The organism is Pseudoduganella violaceinigra DSM 15887 (assembly GCF_000425385.1).
Lineage (GTDB): Bacteria > Pseudomonadota > Gammaproteobacteria > Burkholderiales > Burkholderiaceae_D > Rugamonas > Rugamonas violaceinigra.
Map to the genome: position 1 here is coordinate 293462 of NZ_AUDI01000004.1, position 23127 is coordinate 316588.

Here is a 23127-nt window from a genome sequence, read left to right on the forward strand (position 1 = left end):
GTGTGCTCTTTTTTCCTTGGGATTGCAACGGTGGCGCCATTGTGAGGGCTAATATTAGACGTGGCAATCTAATAAGGAGGTTTTTTGTGTCATCATGGCGGAACAGAATCATGAGGAGTAGGCGGTGGGGATCGAAGTAAATTTTGAGGGAAAAATCGCCCTGATCACGGGCGCCTCCAGCGGGCTCGGCGCCCGTTTCGCCAAGGTGCTGGCCAAGGCTGGATGCCAGGTGGTGCTGGCCTCGCGCCGCAGCGAACGCTTGAAAGAACTGCGCGCCGAGATCGAAGCCGACGGCGGCGCCGCCCACGTGGTCACCTTGGATGTGACCGACTTTGCCAGCATCAAATCCGCCATCGCCCATGCGGAAACCGAGGCCGGGCCGATCGATATCCTGGTGAATAATTCCGGTGTGTCAATGACGCAACGTTTGCTCGATGTGTCGCCCGAGGATTACGACTTTGTCATGGACTGCAACCTGCGCGGCGCCTTTTTCGTGGCGCAGGAAACCGCCAAGCGCATGATCGCGCGTTCCAAGGGCGACTCGCGCAAGCAGCACCGCATTATCAATATCGCTTCGGTGGCGGGCTTGCGCGTGATGCCGCAGATTGGCGTGTATTGCATGAGCAAGGCCGGTGTGGTGCAGATGACCAAGGCCATGGCGGTGGAGTGGGGCAAGTATGGGATCAACACCAATGCCATCTGCCCGGGGTATATCGAGACTGAAGTCAATGAAGACTACTTTGCCAGCGAGCAGGGCAAACGGCTGATCGATATGCTGCCGCGCAAGCGGGCCGGCAAGCCGGAGGACCTGGATGGGCTGATGCTGTTGCTGGCGGGGGATGAGGCGCATTTTATCAATGGCGCCATTATTTCGGCGGATGATGGGATGATGGCTGGCTAAAACCGGTAAACCGGGGTCAGACCCCAGGGTCTGACCCCGTACGGTCTCCGGGCCACGGGGAGGTTCGAGGTCTTTGATTTTTTAAGAAGATCAATAGCGCACCACCACCAACAGCCTGGGCGCAGACGGCGTCAGACCCTCGGGTCTGACCCTGGTTTACCGGTTTTACCGGGCCCCAGCCAGCTTGTGCACCAGCTCCGTCGCCGTCGCCGCCCCAAACTTGCGCATCAAACTGGCCCGATGCATCTCCACTGTCCGCGGCGACAAGCCAGCGTCGCGCGCAATCATCTTGCTGGTCTTCCCTTCGACAAGAAGCGCTGCAATCTCGCGCTCGCGCGGGGTGAGGGCGGCCGACACCGGCCGCTGCTCCGACACATCCTCGAAAGTCCAGATCCCCGCACCCAGCGGCTGCGCCGGATCGAGCGCCCGTCCGGTCACATGGCACCAGAACAGCTCACCGCTGGCGCGGCGCATGATGCGCTCATCCGAATAGCGCCCCTTGGCATTCATGATGGGAATGATGCGGTCGCCCGTGCGCAGGTATTCATCCTGGGTCGGGTACAGCACCTGGAACGACTGCCCTTCCAGCGCGCCCGCAGCGTAGCCGAACATGGCGCCCAGCGCATCGTTGCCGGCCTGGATCACGCGGTTATCGGACACGCACATGCCCACCGGGGCGTACTTGAAGATGGATTCAAAGTCGATCGGCATTGCGGTATTTCTACGGTATTGAAGTTTGGGCGGGCGTATTCTATCCTCAAACGCCATCTGGCCAATTAAGCAAGGAGACATAATGAATAAAATTTACCCGGATGCCAAGGCCGCCCTGGCCGGTATCGTGGCCGACGGCCAAACGATTGCCGTCGGCGGTTTCGGCCTATGCGGCATCCCGGAAGCCCTGATCGCCGCCCTGCGCGACAGCGGCGCCACCGGCCTGACCGCCATTTCCAATAACGCAGGCGTGGACGGCTTTGGCCTGGGCCAGCTGCTGGAAACCCGCCAGATCAAGAAAATGATCTCCTCCTACGTGGGCGAGAACAAGGAATTTGCGCGCCAGTTCCTGGCCGGCGAGCTGGAGCTGGAATTCACCCCGCAAGGCACGCTGGCTGAAAAGCTGCGTGCCGGCGGCGCAGGCATCCCCGCCTTCTTCACCAAGACCGGCGTCGGCACCATCGTCGCCGACGGCAAGGAAATCCGCGAATTCGACGGCGAGCAATATGTGATGGAGCGCTCCCTGGTGGCCGACGTGTCCCTGGTCAAAGCCTGGAAGGCCGACAAATCGGGCAACCTGGTGTTCCGCAAGACCTCGCGTAACTTCAACCCGAACGTCGCCGCTGCCGGCAAGATCTGCGTGGTGGAAGTGGAAGAAATCGTGGACGTCGGCGCCATCGACCCGGACGCCGTGCACCTGCCGGGCATTTATGTGCACCGTATCGTATTGAACGCCACCCCGGAAAAACGCATCGAACAGCGCACCGTGCGTGCCAACTAAGGAGAAGACAACATGGCATGGACTCGTGATGAAATGGCCGCGCGCGCGGCAAAAGAGCTGCAGGACGGCTATTACGTAAACCTGGGCATCGGCTTGCCGACCCTGGTCGCCAACTACGTGCCGAAGGACATGGAAGTGTTCCTGCAGTCGGAAAACGGCCTGCTGGGCATCGGCCCGTTCCCGACCGAAAACGAAGTGGACGCCGACCTGATCAACGCAGGCAAGCAGACCGTGACCGCGCTCCCGGGCGCCGCCTACTTCAGCTCGGCCGACTCGTTCGCCATGATCCGCGGCGGCAAGATCAACTTGGCGATCCTGGGCGCGATGCAAGTGTCGGAAAAGGGCGACCTGGCCAACTGGATGATTCCAGGGAAGATGGTGAAGGGCATGGGCGGCGCCATGGACCTGGTGGCTGGCGTCAAGAAAGTGGTCGTGCTGATGGAACACGTCGCCACCGCCAAGGATGGCTCGACTTCGCACAAGCTGCTGAAGAAATGCGAGCTGCCGTTGACGGGCGTGGGCGTGGTGGACTTGCTGATCACCGACCTCGGCGTCATGGAAGTGACGCCAACCGGCATCAAGGTAACCGAACTGGCGCCCGGCGTCACGCGTGAAGAGATCAGCGCCGCCTCCGGCGTCGAACTGAGTTTTGCGTAATCGCAAGCCACTGGCAATAAAAGTCGAGCTCTGGCTTCTCGAGGAGCTTTTCGCTTCGCGACGCGCAGCGAAATGTCCGATTGCCAGAGCTCGACTTTTATTCTGAGACCAACGTTCGGGTTTCTTCCGATGCGTCGCAGCGGGATTCGCCGACGATCCAGTCGGGAATGCAGTCGAGCTCTTTCATCCATTCCAGGATGTGCTGCCGGCACAGCGAACAGGGATTGGTGCGGTAGATGATCTCTGCAACGCCTGCCAACCGGCGGTCATGATTTTCGCTGCATACGTGCCGCACACTCATGCCCAGTGCGTGCATTCCATGTTCATCGGCTTTGATGCGCTCCAGCGCGCTGGCGATAATCTGTTCATCTCCTGGCTCGTAGTTGTTGATGAAGAGTTCAATTTCATCGCTCCTGAATAGCCGGCTCATGCGGCGCCAGGCGGACCAGCTCCGCAAGCACCTGCCCGCGCAGCGTCTCGTCCTCAATCAGAAAATCAAGGCCGTCGAAGTATTCGTCGGGATCGTCGATGAGTTGCTGACCGAGGCGGCGCACCACTTCAATCGCTGCAGGCAGGCCGTCGAGTTCGATGATGGCAATTTCGCCCGCGAGATCATTGCGGTCCCAGAAGCGGCGCAGGGCCGCGGCAGCTTCCTGATTGCCATGCACCGCAAGCTGCCCTACCACATTGGCGATCTGGAATATGTTGTGTTCTTCGTCGGCGCTCTTGAACGCTTCGATAACCGCGGCACACAGTTTTTCGTCGCGCGCAATCAGGCCATACAGCCATTTTTCGCGCGAGTCTTCGCATTGGCGGTCGTAAGCACGATTATTCAGGCAGGCATCAAGGATGATGTCGAACAGGCCGTCGGTGCCATATTCCTGCACGTGGATGAAGGCACTGCCGCGTCCATCGTGCAGCGCTTTGGTGAATTCCTGTGGAGTGAGGCGGGGGACGGGGTGTTTTTGCATGCCGGCACTGTAGCAGAAGCCAGGGGACGCCGCGGCGTCCCCTGGCTGGCTTACTGGCCTTTCACGTAGGTGTATTTACGTTTGCGGGTCGATTTGATTTTCGGTGCGACTTTCGACGAATCGATCGGCGACGGCGTGTAACCCGAGCCGATCACCACCGAGACGCGGCGCGTGGTGCCGTCGGCCAATCGGACCGGCACGCCGCTGGCCAGCACCGGCGATGGCGGCAGGCCGCCGCCGGCGAAGCTGGCGGAGCGGTTGCCGCCGCAGATGCCATCCGCCCCGACCGCGCCGGAGGCATTGAACAGGTTGACGACGTAGCCGCGCGCTTCGCCCAGCGCGGTGGAGCAGCTGGCGCTGCTGCCCACGATAGGGCGGTTGGTGCTGAACATCACGGTGCCGCTGACGATCAGGGCCGAAGTCACGACCTGCTCGCCCTTGGCCAGCTCCATGAACCAGCCTTTGCTGCTGCCATTGGGCAGCGCGGCAGGCGAGTTGCAGTCCGTGGTGGCGGTGTTGTTGGTCAGGCCATTGTCCATGTCCAGGCCGCCCGCGTCCGTCAGCGGCTTGTTGGCCAGGCTGTCCAGCACGACGTAGAAGCGGTTCTTCACCGAGGTGTACGGATACTGCCAGGACAGCGGGTGTTCGCGGTCGCCGCTGCCCAGGGCCAAGTAGACCGAGCCATTGCTGTACAGGAGGGAGGGCGCGAAGATGAATTTGCGCGGACTGGTGGTGTCGTTGGTGTAGGCGACGCGGTACATGCGCCAGCTGGAGGGGCTAAGGGCGCCCTTGCTGGTCGGGCCGTCGATGAAGTCGATGCGGTAGACATTGCCGCCCAGGTCGGCCGCGTAAGCATAGTCCGGCATGCCGTCGCCATCAATGTCGACCATGGAGATGTCGCCGACCACGCTGCGCTTGGTCTGGAAGCTGGCGATCTTGACGCCGGTCTCGGCGTTCAGGATGTAGATGAAGCCACCCTTGCCGCTGGTGCAGGTCGGCGCGCCGGTGTTGGCGTCTTCGCAGTTGTCGTAACCGCCGCCGACCGCAATCAACGGCGCCGTGGCCGAATTGCCCTTGATGAAGGCGACTGACGGGGTCGACCAGGTCTGGCCGATGCCGTCGAAGCCGCTGGTGCAGCCGCTGTCATTGCTCAAGCTTGGGCAGCCGACCGACCACATCAGCTTGGGAGAATCGATGTTGGTGACATTCAGGCCGTACAGCATGCGGCCGCCGCGCCGCATGGTGGGGAACAGCCAGATCTTGCTGTTGTCGGCATTCTGGTACACGCCGGTGGAGCCGTCGAAGAAGTAGTCCTTCTGGGTGCCGACCGCCGCCACGTCGCCGGGGCCGGCAACGTTCGGGTAGTTCACCAACGGCGACTGGTCTTTCAGGCGCTGCAGGCGGCTAAAGAACTCGGGCGCGATGAAGGCCCAGCGCTCGCGGCCATTGCTGGCGTCAATCGCGCGGAAGGTGCCGTCATTGGCGCCATAGAACACGAAGACGTCGGTATCGTTGTAGGCCAGCGGCAGGGGACGCGAGTGGATCACGTCGCCGTGGATCGACGGACGGGTCTTGGTGGTCTGGCCCAGGCCGCGTTCGTTGTTCACGTCGGCGCCCTTGATGTAGTTGACCAGGTCGGCCGACAGGCCGCTGCTGCTGGTATCGAAGTCCACCAGGGTGCTGCCGCTGGCGGTGCGGGTCAGGACTTTGCGGTTGACCGCATAAGTGGGGGCGGTCGCGGTCACGGTCGGGTCGTTGCCGTTGCGCAGGGCCTGGCCGACCGCGCCTTTTTCCACCAGCGGGCCGTCCGGCGTGTCCGAGTACACGGGTTTGCCTTTGCAGGCGCTGGCCGGATCGGGGTTGATGCCAAGGTTCTGCCAGTAGGCCCCATTGTCGGTGGTCCACCAGCTGACGGCGCAATCGGTGACGAAGCCGGTGTTATTGTTGACCGCTTCCTCGCCCAGGAAGTCGCCCAGTTTGACATCGGCGCCTTTGACGATCAGTTGGTAGCGCTTCAGGTTGCCGAACCAGCGCGGCTTGGCGTCCGGGTCGGGGCGGAACATGCCGATGAAGACCTGGTTCTGGTTCTGCGAACGGTTGGTGGAGTTCACCGGCAGCGAGGTCGAGGCAAAGGTGGAGTTGACCGCCAGTACTTCGCCGATGATCTGGTTGAGCGCATCGACGATGGCTTGCTGGTTCTTGGCGGCGAAATACTTGCCGCCGCCCGCTTTCGCCATGCTCAGCATCAGCTTGGTGTGGGTAATATTCTGCTGCGCGTTATAGACGTCGATCGTGTAGAACACCACCTTGGATTTCAAGGTGCTGCTGGGGATGGGCACGCCCTTGTCATGCATGAAGCGGGCCCACTCGTCGGCATTGAAGGGGGCGCTGTCGACCGTTTCACCGGTAGTGGCGGCATTGGTGACGGTGGTGTTGAGGCCATTGATCGCCCACGAGAACTGGCCTGCCGGGCAGAACAGGCTGCCATCGTTCAGGGCCGAACCGATCTTGCAGCCATCGGTATAGTTGGCGCAGGTGCTCGGCCAGGGCGCCTTGTTCAGCTCGGCCGCAGCCGCGCCGGCATCCGAATAGCAGACTGAAGTCTGGCCGATATTGGTGGTGCTGGTCTCGGTCTTGGTCGAAAAGTTCGGCAAGCCCAGTTGTTTGGTGTCGCCGCCCAGGCCCGACAGCAGGCCCGTGTTGATGCTGTCGTCCTTGGTCGGACCACTCTGGTCCGGGTTGGTGACGAAGATGACGATGGTCTTGGCGCAGCTCGAGTCGGCGGTCAGCGGTGACTTGAAGGTGCCCCAGCGGCTGGTGTAGGCGGTGGGGTCGGCCAGCGTGGCCGGCGTGGCGGACGGCGAATAACCGTTCAAGCCGCCCAGGTAGTTGTACACGTCGTACAGCAGGTTGCCGTACATGGTGTTCGAATTGCGCTTTTCGTTCGGATCGGTGATGTTGCCGTCGATCGTGTCCAGTTTCGCGTTAAAGGCGGTGCGCGCCGCGGCGCTCATGGGCTGGATGTTGAAGCGTACATAGCCGCCGTTGTCATTGGCGTTACCGGCCGTGACATACTCAAGGAGGCCGACATTGACCTTGTCGTCCAGGCCGCCAATCGCGCTCTTGATCGCCCGTACTTCGGACTGGCCCTGGGTCAGTCCACCGGGCCATTTCTGCGCCTGGCGCGACCAGTTGGACGTATTGTCCAGCACGATCAGGATACGCGGGTTGATCGAGGTGCCGGCCGAGGCGCCGGTGAAGATATCGATGTCATCAGCGCCAGCTGGGAACGACAGCAGTGTGGCACAGGCACCGAGGCTGGCGGCCACGGCGGTTAATAGCTTTTTTGGCATGGCGGGCTCTCTTAAAAAAGCGTGGCGTGTTTATTTACAGCTGGTTTCGACGCTGTCGGCGGAAACCCGTACCGCGACCCCTTGCACCATATCGACTTTGGACTGGACTTGCGCGTCGACGCTGGAGGCCATCATTTCCCAGGTACTGTCGGCGCACATCGAGTTGCCTTTCTGCCCCTGGCCGCCGACGATGCCAAAGTCCTGAGTGGCGCCCAGGCTGCAGCCCTGGTCTTCCGTATTGCCCAGGTCCAGTTCACTGGTCTTGATGCTGCGCGCCTTGACGCAAGACGGTTTGGCCAGCGTGGTGACGATATCGCTCTTGCCATCGCCGTTGACATCGCTGCAGCGCACATTGCTGTTCTTGCAGGGATTGGCCAGGGAGTCTTCCGGGGTCTGGAAGAAGCGCGTGCTCGACATCGCTTCATCGAGCACGCGCCGACTGGCGGCCACGCCTTCGTCGCGGTTCTGCATATTGTTGACGACCTGGATGCTCGATTTTCCCAGGTTGAAGGTGGACATGGCGAGCATGGTGGTCAGCACCAGCATGATCAGTGCCATGAACAGGGTCATACCGCGCTGGCGATGGAGTGCAGGGGATTTCATCAGGATTTCCTTCCAGCCACGTTTGGCAGACCGATCAATGAAGTAAACACATGGCGCTTGAATTTGTCGTTGGTGGGGCCATACACATTGGGCTTGCCCTTGCTGTCCAGGCCAAGCGTGTAGCTCTTGGCGTCGATCTGGCCGACCGACGGGGTCAGGGTGCGCGCCAGCAGGTACAGCTTGAGCGACACCACATTGCTCCAGTTGGTGACGGCGCAATCGGCCTTGTGGCAGTTGGCGGCGCTGTCGGTATCGGAGGTGTAAATGTCGGCCACGCCGTCGGCATTGCTGTCGATGCCATATTCAATCTGCATGTTCTCGATACCCTCGGACAATGGCACGACCTGGACCGAGAGGACGCCGCCGTTGCTGACGACTTCCGCGCGCTTGAGCGTCGGAATGCCGTCGCCGGCCATGCTGTTGTTGGCGATGAAATAGATATGCGTCAGCAGGCGGCGCAGGTCGGCGGGGGTGCCGCTGCCTGGCGTGCTGTTGCAGTCTTTCTTGTGCAGGGTGAAGCCGCTGTCGATGGCGGCCACCTGGAATTGATTGAGCGGGTCGCTGGACCCCAGTTCGGCATCATTGTTGCAGGTCGACGCCTGGAAAAAAGGCCCGCCGGCGCTGGCGGCATCGCAATCGGCGGCGCCCACCACGCAAGTGTCGGTGTGCCGTACCACCACGATATCGGTGTTGGCCTTGAGGTCGGGCAGGCAGGTGATGGTGGTGCTGTTGTCGTAGCCCTGGACGGGCAGGGCGATGCCGCTGCGCAGGTCGGCCAGGTTGGTCGAGCAGGGGTCGGGGGCGGCAGCCGGCAGCGCCAACTGGGCCGGGTCGAATTCGGCGAAAAAGCCGGCGTTGCGCAAGTCGCCCGTCATCAGTTGCATGGCATAGCGTCCGTTCTCCACCTGGCGGTTGGCGCGTTCGACTTCCGATTGCGCATTGCTATTGCTGAAGAATAGGCTGGTGAGCCCGGCTAGCAGCATCAGGCCGATGGCAATCGACACCATCAGTTCAACCAGGGTAAAGCCGTGCTGGCGGCGGTCACGGTGCATGTGCAGGCTCCTCATTTGCAGGCCAGTTGAGGAATCATGACCTGGGCGGCGATCAGGCGGCGGTAGGTCTCGGTGCCGAACTTGTCCTTGCCGCAGTCCAGGTTGGGGGCCTGGGTCGGGTGCAGGCCTTGCCAGGCGACGGCCACCTGGTAAATGCCGGGGACGCATTTGCCGTCCGCCGGGTCGGGCGCCTGGAGCTGCGTGATACAGCCGCGCGCACCGATCATGGCGCCGACCTTGGCGTTGCCGTGATCCGTCTCGGCCGCGCCCTTCAGCGCGTTGCTCCAGTCGCACAGGTCGCGTGCCGCACCCACGGCGACCGTGCTGCAATCGCCGGGCTGGGTGTCGCCGGTGCCGATGCCGTCGGCCACGTAGGCGGCGCTGTTGGCGGGATTGCCTTGCAGGCGGGCGCTCATATCGTCCAGCAGGATGACGGCCTGGGCGCGCTGGTAGGATTCGACCGAACCAACGCTGGCCTTGGACTGGAAAATCGCGATGCCCAGCAGGCCGAACGCCAGGATCACCAGGGTCACCAGGATTTCAATCATCGAGATGCCGTGTTGGCGATGCATGAGAGGCCTCAGCATGATTTGGCTTGCACGTTGGGACGCCCGCCCAGGTCGACGGTGATGCAGCGGGGCTTGCCGTTGGTGGCCGAGACATTGAACTGCAGGTTGCCCGCGCCCTTGACGCGCCCGGCCGGAGTGAAGGTGACGCCGCCGTTTGGACCGGTGACCTTCACGCTGGAACGCGTGCTGAAACTGGCCAGGACCGGCTCGCCGGTATTCGGACTCAGAATGGCCCAGCCCGTTTCCCAGCTGGTGGAGGGCGTCATCTTGACATCGGCATTGCGTTTGATGGCCTCGCTGCGCGCACGCAGCAGGCTGCTGAACAAATCATTGGTGGTGGACTTGATGCGCTGGTTGGTGATGAAATCCTGCATGGCCGGTACGCCGACGCTGGCCAGGATCAGGATGATGCCCACCGTCACCATCATTTCGATCAGGGTAAAGCCGGACTGGCGCTCCATGGCGTCACCATTTATCTGCCGGCAACTTGCCGCCAGCCTGGTCGATACTGAGGTTGCCATCGCTGACCTGCTTGCTGCCGGCTACGGGCGTGGCGGTGATTTTGAAGGTGGGCGGCGGGCCATCGCTGGTGTCGATGGTAACGGTATAGAAGCGGGAAACCGCAGGCGGGGTGGGGATATTCAGGTCGCTGAGCGTGTTCTTGTAGACGCGCGCATCGGCCAGGAATTGCTGCTCGCGCTGGGCCAGCTCCAGCAAGTACTCTTGCGCGGCTGCCCGGTTGCCGCGAAGGACGTAGCGGCTGTAAGAGGGAAGGGCGATCGCAAGCAGCAGGCCAACGATTGCAACTGTGGCCATGACCTCGATCAGCGTAAATCCTCGGTGGCTGGGTAACTTCATGCCTGGCTTCCGAATAATTATGCGAATTAGTGAGTTCATTCTAGTTTCCATGTTTCCATGTGTCAACTTTTGGTCAATGACTCCTCGTTACAATCAAACCACAAAAGAAGACGGGCCGCATGCAGAATTGCGTGCGGCCCGTGGCGGATGTTGCTGAATTGCAGGAGTACTTATTCGCTAGTAGCGGCCAGCGGTTCCTGTGCCGCCGGCTGGACTGGCGCCGAGTCGGGGTGGGCCAGTTCGCGCTGCAAGGTTGCCGAGTCGAGTTCGCCTTCCCACTTCGCCACCACCAGGGCGGCGACGCCGTTGCCGATAAAGTTGGTGAGGGCGCGGCATTCGCTCATGAAGCGGTCGATGCCAAGGATCAGGGCCATGCCGGCCACCGGAATACTTGGTACCACGGCCAGGGTCGCGGCCAGGGTGATGAAACCGGCGCCGGTGATGCCGGACGCGCCTTTCGACGTCAGCATCGCCACGCCGAGAATGGTCAGCTGCTGCATCAGGGTCAGGTCGGTGTTGGTGGCCTGAGCCACGAACAGGGCCGCCATGGTCATGTAGATATTGGTGCCGTCCAGGTTGAAGGAGTAGCCGGTCGGGATGACCAGGCCGACCACCGGCTTGGAGGCGCCGAGTTTTTCCAGCTTACGCATCAGGGAAGGCAGGGCGCTCTCCGACGAGGAGGTGCCCAGCACGATCAGCAGTTCTTCCTTGATGTAGGAAATGAAGCGGAAGATCGAGAAGCCGGTGTACTTGGCGATCAGGCCCAGCACGATGATCACGAACAGGCCGCAGGTCAGGTAGAACGAACCCATCAGCTTGGCCAGCGGCAGCAGCGAGGCGATACCGTACTTGCCGATAGTAAAGGCCATGGCGCCGAAAGCACCAATCGGGGCGGCCTTCATGATGATGTTGACCATGCCGAAGAAGGCGTGCGAGACCTCGTCGATCAGCTTGTGCACAGGGCGGCCGCGTTCACCCAGCAGCGACAGGGCGAAGCCGAACAGCACAGCCACCAGCAGCACCTGCAGGATGTCGCCCTTGGCGAAGGCATCGAACACGGTGGTCGGGATGATGTTGAGCAGGAAGTCGACCGTGGTCAGCGACTTGGTCTTGTCCGTGTACTGGGCCAGGGCCTTGGTGTCCAGGGTGTGCGGGTCGGCGTTGAAGCCGGCGCCGGGCTGGATGAAGTTGGCCACGCACAGGCCAATGATCAAGGCGAAGGTGGACACGATCTCGAAGTAGAGCAGGGCCTTGCCGCCGACGCGGCCGATCTTCTTGACGTCCTGCATGCCGGCGATGCCGCTGACCACGGTGCAGAAGATGACTGGGGCGATGATCATCTTGATCAGCTTGATGAAACCGTCGCCAAGCGGTTTCATGGCCACGGCGTCAGTCGGCAGGTAAATGCCGAGCAGTACGCCGCAGAAAATGGCGAACAGTACTTGTACGTACAGTATCTTGTAGAAGGGCTTCTTTTCCATGGTGAGTTGCCTCAGTAGTCTCCGAATATTCTCATCATGACAAATCAGTTGCAATGACGCTATTGTGTGTATCCCTATTGTGGAAAACCACAATACGTTGTGCAACAGTACATTGCAATATAATTAATGCATGTCATTGCAAGCCTACCTTGAAACCTTCCCCAGCCTGGCCGAAGGCGTTTATGCCCACCCCTCGGCGCAGATCATCGGCGACGTCAGCGTCGGCCGCGATTCCTCCATCTGGTGCAATGCCGTGCTGCGCGGCGATGTCAACCGCATTACGATCGGCGAGAAAAGCAATGTGCAGGATTTCGCCATGTGCCATGTTTCGCACAAGTCGGCGGCCAAGCCGGAGGGCGCGCCGTTGACGATCGGGAACTACGTCACGATCGCCCACTCGGTGCTGCTGCATGGCTGCACCATCGGCGACGAATGCCTGGTCGGCATGGGGGCGATCGTCATGGATGACGTGATTATCGAGAAGCACGTCATGGTGGGCGCCGGCAGCCTGGTGGCGCCGGGCAAGGTGCTGAAGAGCGGGGGCTTGTATGTCGGCCGGCCCGCGGTGCGCGTGCGCGAGCTGACCGAAGGGGAGATTGCGCACTTCAGGTACTCGGCCGAGCACTACGTGCGCGTCAAGAACAACTATCTGGCGCAAACGCCTTAAGACTTTCTACTGGGCGACCCAGCCGCCGTCCATATTCCAGGCCACGCCGCGCATCTGGCGCGCCGCGTCGGAGCACAGGAATACCGCCATCGCACCCAGCTCTTCCGGCGTGACGAACTCGCCGGACGGCTGTTTTTCCGCCAGCAGGGCGGCTTTGGCCGCTTCGTTCGACAAGCCTTCCTTTGCGGCGCGCGCGTCGACCTGCTTCTGCACCAGCGGGGTCAGGACCCATCCCGGGCAGATCGCATTGCAGGTGATGCCGCTCCTGGCCGTCTCCAGCGCCGTCGCCTTGGTAAAACCGACCAGACCGTGCTTGGCCGCCACATAGGCCGATTTGCCGGCCGACGCCACCAGTCCATGCACCGAAGCGAGATTGATGATGCGGCCCCAGTCGCGCGCCTTCATATGCGGCAGCGCCAGGCGGGTGGTGTGGAAGGCCGAGGTCAGGTTGATGGCGATGATGGCGTCCCAGCGCTCGGGCGGAAAATCCTCGACATTGGCCACATGCTGGATGCCGGCGTTATTGACCAGCACGTCCACCCCGCCAAATTTGCTTGCCGCATAGGCCATCATGGCTTCGATTTCGGCAGGCTTGCTCATGTCCGCACCGTGGTATCCCGCCTGCACCCCGAATTCGGCGGCCAGCGCTTCCTGCAGCCTGGCGATTTCTCCCGCGTCGCCGAAACCGTTCAAAACGAGATTGGCGCCTTCTGCCGCCAGGCTGCGTGCGATGCCCAGTCCGATGCCCGACGTCGAGCCGGTAACAAGCGCGGTTTTGCCGCGCAAAGTCGTGCTGACCATTTGGTCCCCTATAATTAGTTAGCCAATGTAGAATGTAGCGCAAAAACCAATAGCATGGGGAGTGAGGAATCGAATGCCAGAAGCCAAAATCAAATCCGTGCAATGTTTCTCCATGTCCGGCCTGCACACCATGGCGTACAAGGAATGGGGTGAGGAAGACAACCCGAACGTATTGGTTTGCGTGCACGGCGTGACCCGCGTTTCGGACGATTTCGATAATCTCGCGCAGGCACTGTGCAAGGATTACCGGGTGGTCTGCCCGGATGTGGTGGGGCGCGGCCGCTCGGGCAGCCTGGTCAACCCCCAGCTATACCGCCTGCCCCAGTACGTAAGCGATATGGTCACGCTGCTGGCGCGGGTGCTGGCCAACGGCGAAACCCTTAGCTGGTTCGGCACGTCGATGGGCGGCCTGATCGGGATCGGTCTCGCTTCACTGCCCGACAACCCGGTCAGCAAGCTGGTATTGAACGATATCGGCCCCACATTGGATGCGCTGGCGATCCAGCGCATCGGCGACTACATCGCGCAGGAAGTGCGCTTCCCGACATTCAAGGCCGGCGCCGAATTCGTGAAGATGGTGTCGACGACTTTCGGCGAACACACGGACGCGGAGTGGCATAAGCTGGCCGCAGACGTTCTGCGCCAGGACCGCGACGGCAGCTGGGTGCGCCACTACGATATGGGCCTGGCCCTGCCTTTCCAGTCGGTGACGCCGGAGTCTGCAAAGGCTGACGAAGCCATGCTATGGGCCGCCTACGATGCGATCCGCTGCCCGACGTTGCTGGTGCGCGGCGCCAATTCGGACTTGCTGTCGCGCGCCACGGCCGACTTGATGACGCAGCGCGGGCCGAAGGCCAAGCTGGTCGAAATTCCCGGAGTCGGCCATGCGCCCACCTTCCTGCACCAGGACCAGATCGCGATCGCCAAGGATTTTTTGTTGAACCACTAAGAAGGTAATAATGGAAATCAATCGTTTTCACGTAGGGAAGCGCCTGTCCGAAATGGCGGTGCACAATGGCACCATCTATCTGGCCGGCATGGTGCCGGAAACCGGTGGCGACATCCAGGCCCAGACCGCCGATGTGCTGGCGCAGATCGACCGCCTGCTGGCCGAGGCGGGCAGCGACAAGTCGCGTATCCTGATGGCGCAGATCTACATCACCGACCTGGCCAACTTCGCCGGCATGAATGAAGTGTGGGATGCCTGGGTTGTCGAAGGCCACACCCCACCGCGCGCTACCGTAGTGGCGCAACTCGCCCGTCCCGAATGGATGCTGGAAATCGTGGTGACGGCCGCACAAAAATAAGCTGCATGAGGTAAGAAGTAATGGTTTCAATCGCGGCTCTTAATAGCGCAACGACGGAGCAGCTGGCACAAGGCTTGTCCGCAGACGATGGAGCGCGCGTGCTCGCCGCGCTTGACCATGCTAGCCAGGCGTACAGTGGCCGCATCACCGGCCATGGGCAAGACGCCCTGGAATTCGCCATTGGAGTGGCCAGCACACTGGCCATCCTGCGCACCGATGCGGAAACCCGCATTGCGGCACTGATGTTCGAGCTTACCCTGCTCGACGCCGACACCGCTCCATCGATCGAACCGCGCTACGGCAAGGAAGTCAACGACCTGGTGGCAGGCGTGCGCCAGCTGATACGCCTGCGCGAACTGACGCTGGCGTCCTCCGGCAGCGCTGCGCGCACCAAGACGGCGGCCCAGCAGGCCGTCTCCCAGGTTGAATCGCTGCGCAAGATGCTGCTGGCCATGGCCAGCGATATGCGCGTGGTACTGGTGCGCCTGGCCTCCTGCTGCAGCACCTTGCGCTACTTTGCCGACATCAAGCGCTTCGACGATGTGACGCGCGCATATGGCCGCGAGACGCTGGACCTTTACGCGCCGCTGGCCAACCGCCTCGGCATCTGGCAGATCAAATGGGAGCTGGAGGACCTGTCCTTCCGCTTCATCGAGCCCGATACCTACAAGCGCATTGCCAAGATGCTGGAAGAAAAGCGCATGGCACGCGAGAGCTTCGTCACATCGTCCATTGCGCGCTTGCAGTCCGAACTGGCGGCCGCAGGCATCAAGGCCGAAGTATTCGGCCGGCCCAAGCACATCTACTCCATCTGGAACAAGATGAAGGGCAAAGACCTGGACTTCTCCGAGTTGTATGATGTGCGCGCCTTCCGCGTGATCGTCGACGACGTGAAGACCTGCTACACGGTGCTTGGCGTGGTCCACAACATCTGGACCCCGATCCCCAAAGAATTCGACGACTACATCTCCCGTCCCAAGGCCAATGGCTACCAGTCGCTGCACACGGTGGTGACGGCGGACGACAGCCGTCCCCTGGAAGTACAGATCCGCACCCAGGAAATGCACAACTTCGCCGAATATGGCGTGGCGGCGCACTGGCGCTACAAAGAGGAGGGCGGCTCCAACTTCAAAGGCCAGCAATACGACGAGAAAATCGCCTGGCTGCGCCAACTGCTGGCCTGGAAGAGCGAGGTGGCTGATGCCGTGGTCGGCAACGAAGACCAGCAGCGCGAATGGGTGGAAAAGCTCAAATCAGCCGCCCTGGACGACCGCATCTTCGTCTTGACGCCGCAAGCGCGCGTGATCGAGCTGCCGGTCGGCGCCACGCCGATCGACTTCGCCTACCATTTGCACAGCGATGTCGGCCACCGCTGCCGCGGCGCGCGCGTCGACGGTCAGATGGTGCCGCTGAATACCGCCTTGAAAAGCGGGCAAACTTGTGAAGTTATCACCGCCAAAGGCGCCCCCGGCTCAGCAGGCCCGTCGCGCGATTGGCTGAGCCCGGGATATACCGTATCGAACCGTACCCGTACCAAGGTGCGGGCCTGGTTCCACGCAATTGACACACAGGAAACTGTCGCCAACGGCCGCACGCTGGTCGAGAAATCGCTGCAGCGCGAAGGCAGGACGGCGGTCAACCTGGAAGCGCTGGCGCAAAAGCTCGGCTTTGGGAAAGTGGACGATTTATTCCTCTCTGTCGGCAAGGACGAATTTTCGCTGCGCCATGTCGAAGCCGCGCTGCGCGATCCGGCGGAAACGGAAGAAGATTTAACCGACCAGGTCGCGGTTAGTAAAAGCCGGAATTCCAGCGTTGAATCCGGCGCCAAATCAGGCGTATTGGTGGTTGGCACCGACGGCTTAATGACGCAATTGGCCAAATGCTGCAAACCAGCGCCGCCCGATCCGATTGTGGGATTTGTCACGCGCGGTAAAGGCGTATCGATCCACCGCGCCTCCTGCAAAAACTTCGCTGAAATGCGCGCCAAGGCGCCGGAGCGCGTTATTGTCACCGCGTGGGGCGCTGCGCGTTCGGACACGGTATTCCCGGTCGACTTATTTGTATTGGCGACCGACCGCCAGGGATTACTGCGCGATATTTCCGAGATTTTCTCGCGCGAGAAAATCAACGTCACCGGCGTCAATACCCAATCCGCCAAGGGTCAGGCCCGCATGACCTTCACGGTTGAAATTGGCGCCACCAGCCAGCTGCAAAAAGCCCTCGCCGCGATCAGCGAAGTCAACGGCATCCTCGAAGCGCGCCGCGCCTGAGCAGCTCTTCCTGGCGATAGATGGAACTCCGCCGGTAGCGTGCCAAGGCTTGGCGCGTTGCCGCCAATTTCCAGCGTGCGGCGCCGTCCATTCGTGGGGCAGGAGGGGGGAGCGATATGGTGAGCGGGCCGATACTTGCAGACGTCGTGCAATCGCTGCCTGGAATGTGCAGGGCTGCGCTCAATTTGGGTTTGTCATTATTGTTCCGTGACGGCGGAAATTGAGCGCAAGTATTGCTGGTCAAAAAATGCCGACCCGCTTTCGCGGTGCGCCTGCTGGGCGTTTTCAGTGCCGATTAATTCACGAGCGACCTGGTTATGCAGGGCGAGTTATTTCGCGGTCATGCAAAAATACTCTTGTGCGGTGGTGATCGCGCGCACCGCTACTCGAGCCTTTGTCCTATTAAAAAATCAGCTGCGATGAATGGACCTTTAATAGTTTGTGCGGCGCATGGAACGCATCGCCAGCAAGCCAAGGCCCAGCAGGAATATTGACCCTGGTTCTATCACACCATTAAAGTCCTGGATGCCGCTAATCGACGATATGGCGACGACGCGTGCGTCGGCGCAATTGGCGGTATCGCATTGGATGCCTTGGGTCGTGTTATTGAAAGCGCTGAAGGCCGCCGCGTAGAAGGGGACGGGGTCGACGAAATAGGCCTTGCCTTCATCGGTGAGAGACCAGCCGAAATTCAGATTGACGAAGGCGCCGCCCAGATCATTCAAGCCACCGAGTCCGCGGCGGATGGCGTCGCTGGAATAGGCGAGCTTGTACTGCTGGCCGACCGTATCGATCCAACCATCGGACGCCAGCGTGGCGGCGTGGTATTGATTGTCGTTGCCCGGATCGGCGAACATATCGAGGTTAAAGTGGGTGATCTGGCAGCTCACGCCGCGCCCGAGGAGGGACCCGCAATGGAAGGTGGTTTGGAAGGCGGCGTACAGCCCATAGTCGAGGTTGGCGCGGCTGTGTGCGGCCGAGACCGGCATGCCGTTGTCGGAAAAGCTGTCAAAGTACGCATAGCCTCTCGAGATATAAGTGGCGCCCGCCCCTGCCGCGAGAGGCGCGGCGCCGGTGAGCGCGATCCTGTGTGAGGAAATGCCGTTGATGGCCGTTGCGTGGAATGCCTGCCCGCTATTCGTCAGGATGCCCCCATTCCCATTCGGATTGACCATGAAAGCGGGCGAGGCATTGGCGTTGGCCAGAACCAGCATCAACGTCGCCGTGGCGCCGAGTGTTGGAAGAGTTTTCATTAGGACCTCCGGAAAATGATGAAGAATCGGCCGTGTGGCTAATCCTGATGAGCATCATTTGTGCCTGGTGAGTCCTGCCTGGGGCGTTGCGGCGGGCGTCAATTGCGCCGACGCCCGGTTAATGACAGCTTGCGATCGCTTCCGACCCGCCCAGGTGGAAAGGACGGACTCAGCGGGATGCGTGATTGTGGCGGCACCAGCGTGATCTGCGTAAGGAAGTCCGGCAATCCCAAATGCAAATTCCGCAAATTCCGCAAATTCCGCAAATTCAAATTCGGGGTCAGGTCCTGACCCCGAATTTTGACCGTCCCTTTCTTCGCTCATTCGCCGTGTGGTTCCGCTTGAATAGTGATGTGGTCGATGCCGTGTTTTGATAGCAGCATGGTCTTGACGCTGTGCAGGATTTGTGGCCAGGCTTGCAAGTCGCTGATTTCCAGGTGCCCAATCAGCGCTGGCTGCCCGGGCGACATTTCCCAAACGTGCAGGTCGTGCACGGAGCGCACGCCCGACACTTTGGCCAGGTCGGCGCCGATCTGGGCGTAGTCCGCACTATCCGGCACCCCTTCCATCAGGTGGTGGAAGGATTCGCGCAGCACGCCAATGGTGGATTTCAGGATCAGCAGTGAGACCAGCAGCGAGAGGATCGGGTCGATCCGCATCCATCCGGTCCACAGGATGACGCTGCCCGCGATCAGCGCCGCGACCGAGCCGAGTAAATCGCCCAGTACATGTACCAGCGCGGCTTTGGTGTTCATGCTTTCCTTGTCGCGCGACAGGCTCCATGCGACCAGTATATTGACTGCCAGGCCGATGGCGGCTACCACGAGGACGGTGCCGCCTTTCACCGCTACCGGGGCGGAGAATCGTTGGACAGCTTCGAATATGATCCAGCCGACCACCAGCAGCATGGCGAGTCCGTTGACGAATGCCGCTAGCGCTTCGGCGCGGCCAAAGCCAAATGAATAGCGCGCGGAAGGGCGGCGCTTGGCAATTAACTGGGCCAATAGTGCCAGGCCGAGTGCGGCGGCGTCGGTCACCATATGGCCGGCGTCGGAGATCAGGGCCAGCGAGTTGGCCATGAAGCCGGCCACTACTTCGACTACGGCAAAGCCCAAAGTGAGCGCCAGTGCGGCCGCCAGCGCCGCCTGGCTGCGGTGTTCATTGAAGTGGGCGTGCTGCGCGTCGCCGTCCAAATGGGCGTGGAGGTGTGTGGAATCGTGGTTTTGCATAGCGCCTGAATATATCAGCAATGTTTTCTTCGGAAAACACTTGTCACAGTGGGAAGCTCTCTCTATAATGCTGGCTCTCGGGCGGTTAGTTCAGCTGGTTAGAATACTTGGTCGACATCCAAGGGGTCGGGGATTCGAATTCCTCACCGCCCACCAGAACATTTTTATGTAGTACCATTGCAAAAGACACGGGCGGTTAGTTCAGCTGGTTAGAATACTTGGTCGACATCCAAGGGGTCGGGGATTCGAATTCCTCACCGCCCACCAGACATTTTGTAAGAGCGAGAAAGGCACACCGGTTATGACACCGCGAACTACCATCAAGGTTGGTGAGTGACGCTAGTCGATCGGCTTTCTTTTGCTTGTTCAATTGAAGAAAAACGCGGCTAGCCCGCGTTTTTTTTCGTCCATATTTTCCTGCATTACCTTTTTCTTCCGGAGATCCATAATGGTTTCAGTCCGACTGCCTGACGGTTCCGTCCGTCAATTCGATGCCCCCCTGACCGTGGCGCAGGTTGCGTCCAACATCAGCACCAGCCTGGGCAAAGCCGCCCTGGCCGGCAAGGTTGATGGCAAGGTCGTCGATACTTCCTTCCTGATCGAGAAGGACGCCGATGTTGCCATCGTGACCGACAAGGATCCCGAGGGCCTGGACGTTATCCGCCATTCGACCGCCCACTTGCTAGCCTACGCCGTCAAGGAGCTGTTCCCTGACGCGCAGGTGACCATCGGCCCGGTCATCGAGAACGGTTTTTACTACGACTTCTCGTACAAGCGCCCGTTCACCCCGGATGACCTGGTGGCGATCGAGAAGAAGATGGCCGAGCTGGCGAAGAAGGACGAGCAGGTGACCCGCAAGGTCCTGCCGCGCGACGAGGCTGTGGCGTACTTCAAGTCCATCAATGAGCACTATAAGGCCGAGATCATCGCGTCGATCCCGTCCAATGAGGATGTGTCGCTGTACACGGAAGGCAATTTCACCGACTTGTGCCGCGGCCCTCACGTGCCGTCGACCGGCAAGCTGAAGGTCTTCAAGCTGATGAAGCTGGCCGGCGCTTACTGGCGCGGCGATAGCAAGAACGAGATGCTGCAGCGCGTGTACGGCACCGCCTGGACCAAGAAGGAAGACCAGGAGCAGTACCTGTTTCAGCTGGAAGAGGCGGAAAAGCGCGACCACCGCAAGCTGGGCAAACAGCTGGACTTCTTCCACTTCCAGGATGAGGCCCCGGGCCTGGTGTTCTGGCATCCAAAGGGCTGGACCATCTGGCAGCAGGTGGAGCAGTACATGCGCCGCAAGTACCAGGAAAACGGCTACCAGGAAGTGAAGGCGCCGCAGATCCTGGACGCTTCGCTGTGGGGCAAGACCGGTCACTGGGAAAACTATCGCGAGAACATGTTCGTGACCGAGTCCGAAAACCGTTCCTACGCGCTGAAGCCGATGAACTGCCCGGGCCACGTGCAGATCTTCAACAGCGACCTGCGTTCTTACCGGGACCTGCCGCTGCGCTATGGTGAATTTGGCCAATGCCACCGTAACGAGCCTTCGGGCGCGCTGCACGGCATCATGCGCGTGCGCGGCTTCACCCAGGACGACGGCCATATCTTCTGCACCAATGCGCAGATCGAGCCGGAGGTGGTGGCTTTCCATCAGCAGGCGATGGAAGTTTATAAAGATTTCCATTTCGAGAACATCGACGTCAAGCTGGCGCTGCGTCCGGATAACCGCATCGGCGACGATGATGTGTGGGATAAGGCGGAAGAGGCGCTGCGCTCGGGCCTGCGCGCTTGCGGCGTGACTTGGACCGAATTGCCGGGCGAGGGCGCTTTCTATGGTCCGAAGATCGAATACCATCTGAAGGATTCGCTGGGCCGTCCATGGCAGGTTGGCACCATGCAGGTCGACTTCTTCATGCCGGGCCGTCTGGGGGCGGAATATGTGGCGGATGACAACACCCGCAAGACCCCGGTCATGCTGCACCGCGCGATCGTGGGCTCGCTGGAGCGCTTCATCGGCATCCTGATCGAGAACTATGCCGGCGCACTGCCGATGTGGCTTGCTCCTCAGCAAGTGTCGATTCTGAACATCAGTGATGCCCAGGCCGATTACTGCAAGGCGCTCGAATCCAGGCTGCGTAAACTGGGCTTCCGTGTCGCTGCTGATTTGCGCAACGAGAAGATTACGTATAAAATCCGCGAACATTCCGTCCAAAAAGTGCCTTTCATTCTCGTGGTGGGCGACAAAGAACGGGATGCCAATACCGTGGCCGTGCGTGCGCGGGGCAATGTCGATCTGGGTGTTATGCCGATCGAAGCCCTGGTGGAGCGACTTCAGAACGACGTCGATACCAAAGCCTGATGCGGGGAGCCCCGCAACCGGCCCACTAAACCAACATTGAAGGAAACTACAATAGCTACTGACAAGTCTTCCCATCGCATCAATGGCGAGATCACCCACCCTGAAATGCGTCTGTCGGGTGTGGAAAATGAACCGCTGGGCATCGTAAGCCTGGCCGAAGCCTTCCGCCTGGCGGAAGAGGCCGATGTCGACCTGGTCGAGATCGCGCCGAACGCGAATCCTCCAGTCTGCCGACTGATGGATTATGGTAAGTTCAAGTATTCGGAACAGAAGAAAGCGCACGAAGCCAAGTTGAAGCAGAAGGTGATTTCGGTCAAGGAAGTCAAATTCCGTCCGGGCACCGATGATGGTGACTACAACATCAAGCTGCGCAACCTGACCAAGTTCCTGGAAGAGGGCGATAAGACCAAGATCACCCTGCGTTTCCGCGGCCGCGAAATGGCCCACCAGGACATCGGCATGCGCATGCTTGAGCGTCTGAAAGCTGACCTGGAGGCCGTAGGCCAGGTCGAGCAGTTCCCTAAAATGGAAGGTCGCCAGATGATCATGATCCTGGCGCCGAAAAAGAAGAAGTAATTCTTCCGCGGCACCCACATAAAAGGGCTAGCTTGATTGCTGGCCCTTTTTGTTTTCAGCGGACGACTTCAACATGGTATTTGTGCTTGATCCAGAGCGGTTTGCCGTTCTTGATCTGCTCTGTGTCGCGGCATGCCATGGCAGGTAGGTCGAACGGCACCTGAACCTTTTCGCCGGAAGTCGTGTCGTAGACGCCGATTTCGCAGGCGCCAGCGTTGCTGTGCACGACCAGGTCCGGCAGATATTGGCGTTAGGCTTCGGGCGTGAAAGCGACCGTTATTGGGCAGCGCATCCTGACAGGGCAAGCGTTATCGCAATACCGGCAAGTACTTTCATGCTGGACCTTTAATCTTGTAAAAAGAAAACGAAAATATAGCAGACATGCCCTGGCTGGGTGGGAGCTTGTTTTAGCCTGGAAATGTGTTACACTCCTGGGTTCCCGTGAGAGTAGGCACTAAAAGTGTAGCAAAGTTGCTGCCACCTACAATCCGGTCATATTTGGAGCATTCACATGCCAAAAATGAAAACTAAGAGCTCCGCGAAAAAGCGTTTTCGCGTGCGCCCAGGTGGCACCGTTAAGTCGGGCATGGCTTTCAAACGCCACATCCTGACCAAGAAGACCACCAAAAACAAGCGTCAGCTGCGTGGTACCCGTAACATCAATGCGTCGGACGTGACTAGCGTTCTGCGTATGATGCCAACCGCTTAATCTCACATTATTTAAGGAGCTA

General features: G+C 60.4%; 24 protein-coding genes and 2 tRNA genes. 12 read left to right on the plus strand and 14 right to left on the minus strand.

Annotated elements, in window-relative coordinates; all coding sequences use genetic code 11:
• The first annotated feature begins 124 nt into the window (after positions 1-124).
• Positions 125-901, plus strand: coding sequence for an SDR family oxidoreductase (locus tag H597_RS0105140; RefSeq protein ID WP_028101191.1), 777 nt, complete (start codon positions 125-127; stop codon positions 899-901).
• Between the two features lie 165 nt (positions 902-1066).
• On the opposite strand, the gene H597_RS0105145 is transcribed toward H597_RS0105140, so the two are convergent.
• Positions 1067-1612, minus strand: a complete 546-nt coding sequence (locus tag H597_RS0105145) for a PAS and helix-turn-helix domain-containing protein (protein WP_028101192.1) — start codon at positions 1610-1612, stop codon at positions 1067-1069.
• 82 nt (positions 1613-1694) lie between these two features.
• Between H597_RS0105145 and H597_RS0105150 the strand changes: the two genes are divergently transcribed.
• Both H597_RS0105150 and H597_RS0105155 read left to right on the plus strand, forming a co-directional pair.
• Positions 1695-2393 (plus strand): CoA transferase subunit A, encoded by a 699-nt coding sequence (locus H597_RS0105150; protein ID WP_028101193.1) that lies wholly within the window; start codon positions 1695-1697, stop codon positions 2391-2393.
• Between the two features lie 12 nt (positions 2394-2405).
• Positions 2406-3050, plus strand: coding sequence for a CoA transferase subunit B (locus H597_RS0105155; protein ID WP_028101194.1), 645 nt, complete (start codon positions 2406-2408; stop codon positions 3048-3050).
• A 97-nt stretch (positions 3051-3147) separates the two neighbouring features.
• On the opposite strand, the gene H597_RS0105160 is transcribed toward H597_RS0105155, so the two are convergent.
• The 9 genes from H597_RS0105160 to H597_RS0105200 all read right to left on the minus strand — a co-directional run bounded on the left by H597_RS0105160 (position 3148) and on the right by H597_RS0105200 (position 11937).
• Positions 3148-3480, minus strand: a complete 333-nt coding sequence (locus H597_RS0105160) for a hypothetical protein (RefSeq protein ID WP_028101195.1) — start codon at positions 3478-3480, stop codon at positions 3148-3150.
• Positions 3455-4021, minus strand: a complete 567-nt coding sequence (locus H597_RS0105165) for a hypothetical protein (RefSeq protein ID WP_028101196.1) — start codon at positions 4019-4021, stop codon at positions 3455-3457. Before H597_RS0105165 ends, H597_RS0105160 begins: the two co-directional genes overlap by 26 nt.
• A 50-nt stretch (positions 4022-4071) precedes the next feature.
• Positions 4072-7374 carry a pilus assembly protein gene (locus tag H597_RS29795; RefSeq protein WP_028101197.1) on the minus strand — a complete coding sequence of 1101 codons (3303 nt, stop codon included), beginning with the start codon at positions 7372-7374 and terminating at the stop codon, positions 4072-4074.
• Positions 7375-7404: 30 nt separating this feature from the next.
• Entirely contained in the window at positions 7405-7977 is a 573-nt protein-coding gene (locus tag H597_RS0105175) for a pilus assembly PilX family protein (protein ID WP_035373130.1), read from the minus strand.
• Entirely contained in the window at positions 7977-9029 is a 1053-nt protein-coding gene (locus tag H597_RS0105180; protein WP_028101199.1) for a PilW family protein, read from the minus strand. The genes H597_RS0105175 and H597_RS0105180 overlap by 1 nt, the downstream gene beginning before the upstream one ends.
• An 11-nt stretch (positions 9030-9040) precedes the next feature.
• On the minus strand, positions 9041-9601 hold the full coding sequence (locus H597_RS0105185; protein WP_035373133.1) for a type IV pilus modification PilV family protein: 561 nt from the start codon (positions 9599-9601) through the stop codon (positions 9041-9043).
• An 8-nt stretch (positions 9602-9609) separates the two neighbouring features.
• The gene (locus tag H597_RS29800; protein WP_051293547.1) at positions 9610-10059 is read right to left on the minus strand and encodes a GspH/FimT family pseudopilin; all 450 of its coding nucleotides are present in this window, start codon (positions 10057-10059) and stop codon (positions 9610-9612) included.
• A gap of 4 nt (positions 10060-10063) precedes the next feature.
• Positions 10064-10456 (minus strand): type IV pilin protein, encoded by a 393-nt coding sequence (locus H597_RS0105195; RefSeq protein ID WP_028101201.1) that lies wholly within the window; start codon positions 10454-10456, stop codon positions 10064-10066.
• A 170-nt stretch (positions 10457-10626) separates the two neighbouring features.
• Positions 10627-11937: a dicarboxylate/amino acid:cation symporter gene (locus H597_RS0105200; RefSeq protein ID WP_035373134.1), complete on the minus strand. Its 1311-nt coding sequence runs from the start codon at positions 11935-11937 to the stop codon at positions 10627-10629.
• 130 nt (positions 11938-12067) lie between these two features.
• Here H597_RS0105200 and H597_RS0105205 point away from each other — a divergent pair, with 130 nt between their 5' ends.
• A complete protein-coding gene (locus H597_RS0105205) occupies positions 12068-12604 on the plus strand; it encodes a gamma carbonic anhydrase family protein (RefSeq protein WP_028101203.1) in 537 nt (178 codons plus the stop codon).
• Between the two features lie 6 nt (positions 12605-12610).
• Here H597_RS0105205 and H597_RS0105210 read toward each other — a convergent pair whose 3' ends face one another.
• Complete coding sequence (locus H597_RS0105210) at positions 12611-13405, minus strand: 3-hydroxybutyrate dehydrogenase (protein ID WP_028101204.1); 795 nt, start codon at positions 13403-13405, stop codon at positions 12611-12613.
• 73 nt (positions 13406-13478) lie between these two features.
• Between H597_RS0105210 and H597_RS0105215 the strand changes: the two genes are divergently transcribed.
• The 3 genes from H597_RS0105215 to H597_RS0105225 are packed head-to-tail and all read left to right on the plus strand — an operon-like array spanning position 13479 to position 16982.
• Positions 13479-14354, plus strand: coding sequence for an alpha/beta fold hydrolase (locus tag H597_RS0105215; RefSeq protein ID WP_028101205.1), 876 nt, complete (start codon positions 13479-13481; stop codon positions 14352-14354).
• A gap of 10 nt (positions 14355-14364) precedes the next feature.
• Positions 14365-14712 carry a RidA family protein gene (locus tag H597_RS0105220; RefSeq protein ID WP_028101206.1) on the plus strand — a complete coding sequence of 116 codons (348 nt, stop codon included), beginning with the start codon at positions 14365-14367 and terminating at the stop codon, positions 14710-14712.
• 20 nt (positions 14713-14732) lie between these two features.
• Positions 14733-16982: a RelA/SpoT family protein gene (locus H597_RS0105225; protein ID WP_028101207.1), complete on the plus strand. Its 2250-nt coding sequence runs from the start codon at positions 14733-14735 to the stop codon at positions 16980-16982.
• Positions 16983-17413: 431 nt separating this feature from the next.
• Here H597_RS0105225 and pepA read toward each other — a convergent pair whose 3' ends face one another.
• Positions 17414-18235, minus strand: coding sequence for a flocculation-associated PEP-CTERM protein PepA (pepA, locus tag H597_RS0105230; RefSeq protein WP_154667965.1), 822 nt, complete (start codon positions 18233-18235; stop codon positions 17414-17416).
• Between the two features lie 320 nt (positions 18236-18555).
• On the minus strand, positions 18556-19464 hold the full coding sequence (locus H597_RS0105240; RefSeq protein ID WP_028101209.1) for a cation diffusion facilitator family transporter: 909 nt from the start codon (positions 19462-19464) through the stop codon (positions 18556-18558).
• A gap of 79 nt (positions 19465-19543) precedes the next feature.
• On the opposite strand from H597_RS0105240, the gene H597_RS0105245 reads away from it, so the two are divergent.
• The 4 genes from H597_RS0105245 (at position 19544) to infC (ending at position 22396) form a co-directional block, all read left to right on the plus strand.
• Positions 19544-19620: transfer RNA gene (locus tag H597_RS0105245), tRNA-Val, on the plus strand.
• Positions 19621-19654: 34 nt separating this feature from the next.
• Positions 19655-19731: transfer RNA gene (locus H597_RS0105250), tRNA-Val, on the plus strand.
• Between the two features lie 181 nt (positions 19732-19912).
• Entirely contained in the window at positions 19913-21820 is a 1908-nt protein-coding gene (gene thrS, locus H597_RS0105260; RefSeq protein ID WP_028101210.1) for a threonine--tRNA ligase, read from the plus strand.
• Positions 21821-21856: 36 nt separating this feature from the next.
• Positions 21857-22396, plus strand: a complete 540-nt coding sequence (gene infC, locus H597_RS0105265; RefSeq protein ID WP_083940950.1) for a translation initiation factor IF-3 — start codon at positions 21857-21859, stop codon at positions 22394-22396.
• A 55-nt stretch (positions 22397-22451) separates the two neighbouring features.
• On the opposite strand, the gene H597_RS34690 is transcribed toward infC, so the two are convergent.
• Entirely contained in the window at positions 22452-22622 is a 171-nt protein-coding gene (locus H597_RS34690; RefSeq protein WP_154667966.1) for a hypothetical protein, read from the minus strand.
• A 285-nt stretch (positions 22623-22907) separates the two neighbouring features.
• Between H597_RS34690 and rpmI the strand changes: the two genes are divergently transcribed.
• The gene (gene rpmI / locus H597_RS0105275; RefSeq protein WP_028101212.1) at positions 22908-23105 is read left to right on the plus strand and encodes a 50S ribosomal protein L35; all 198 of its coding nucleotides are present in this window, start codon (positions 22908-22910) and stop codon (positions 23103-23105) included.
• Positions 23106-23127: the final 22 nt, after the last annotated feature.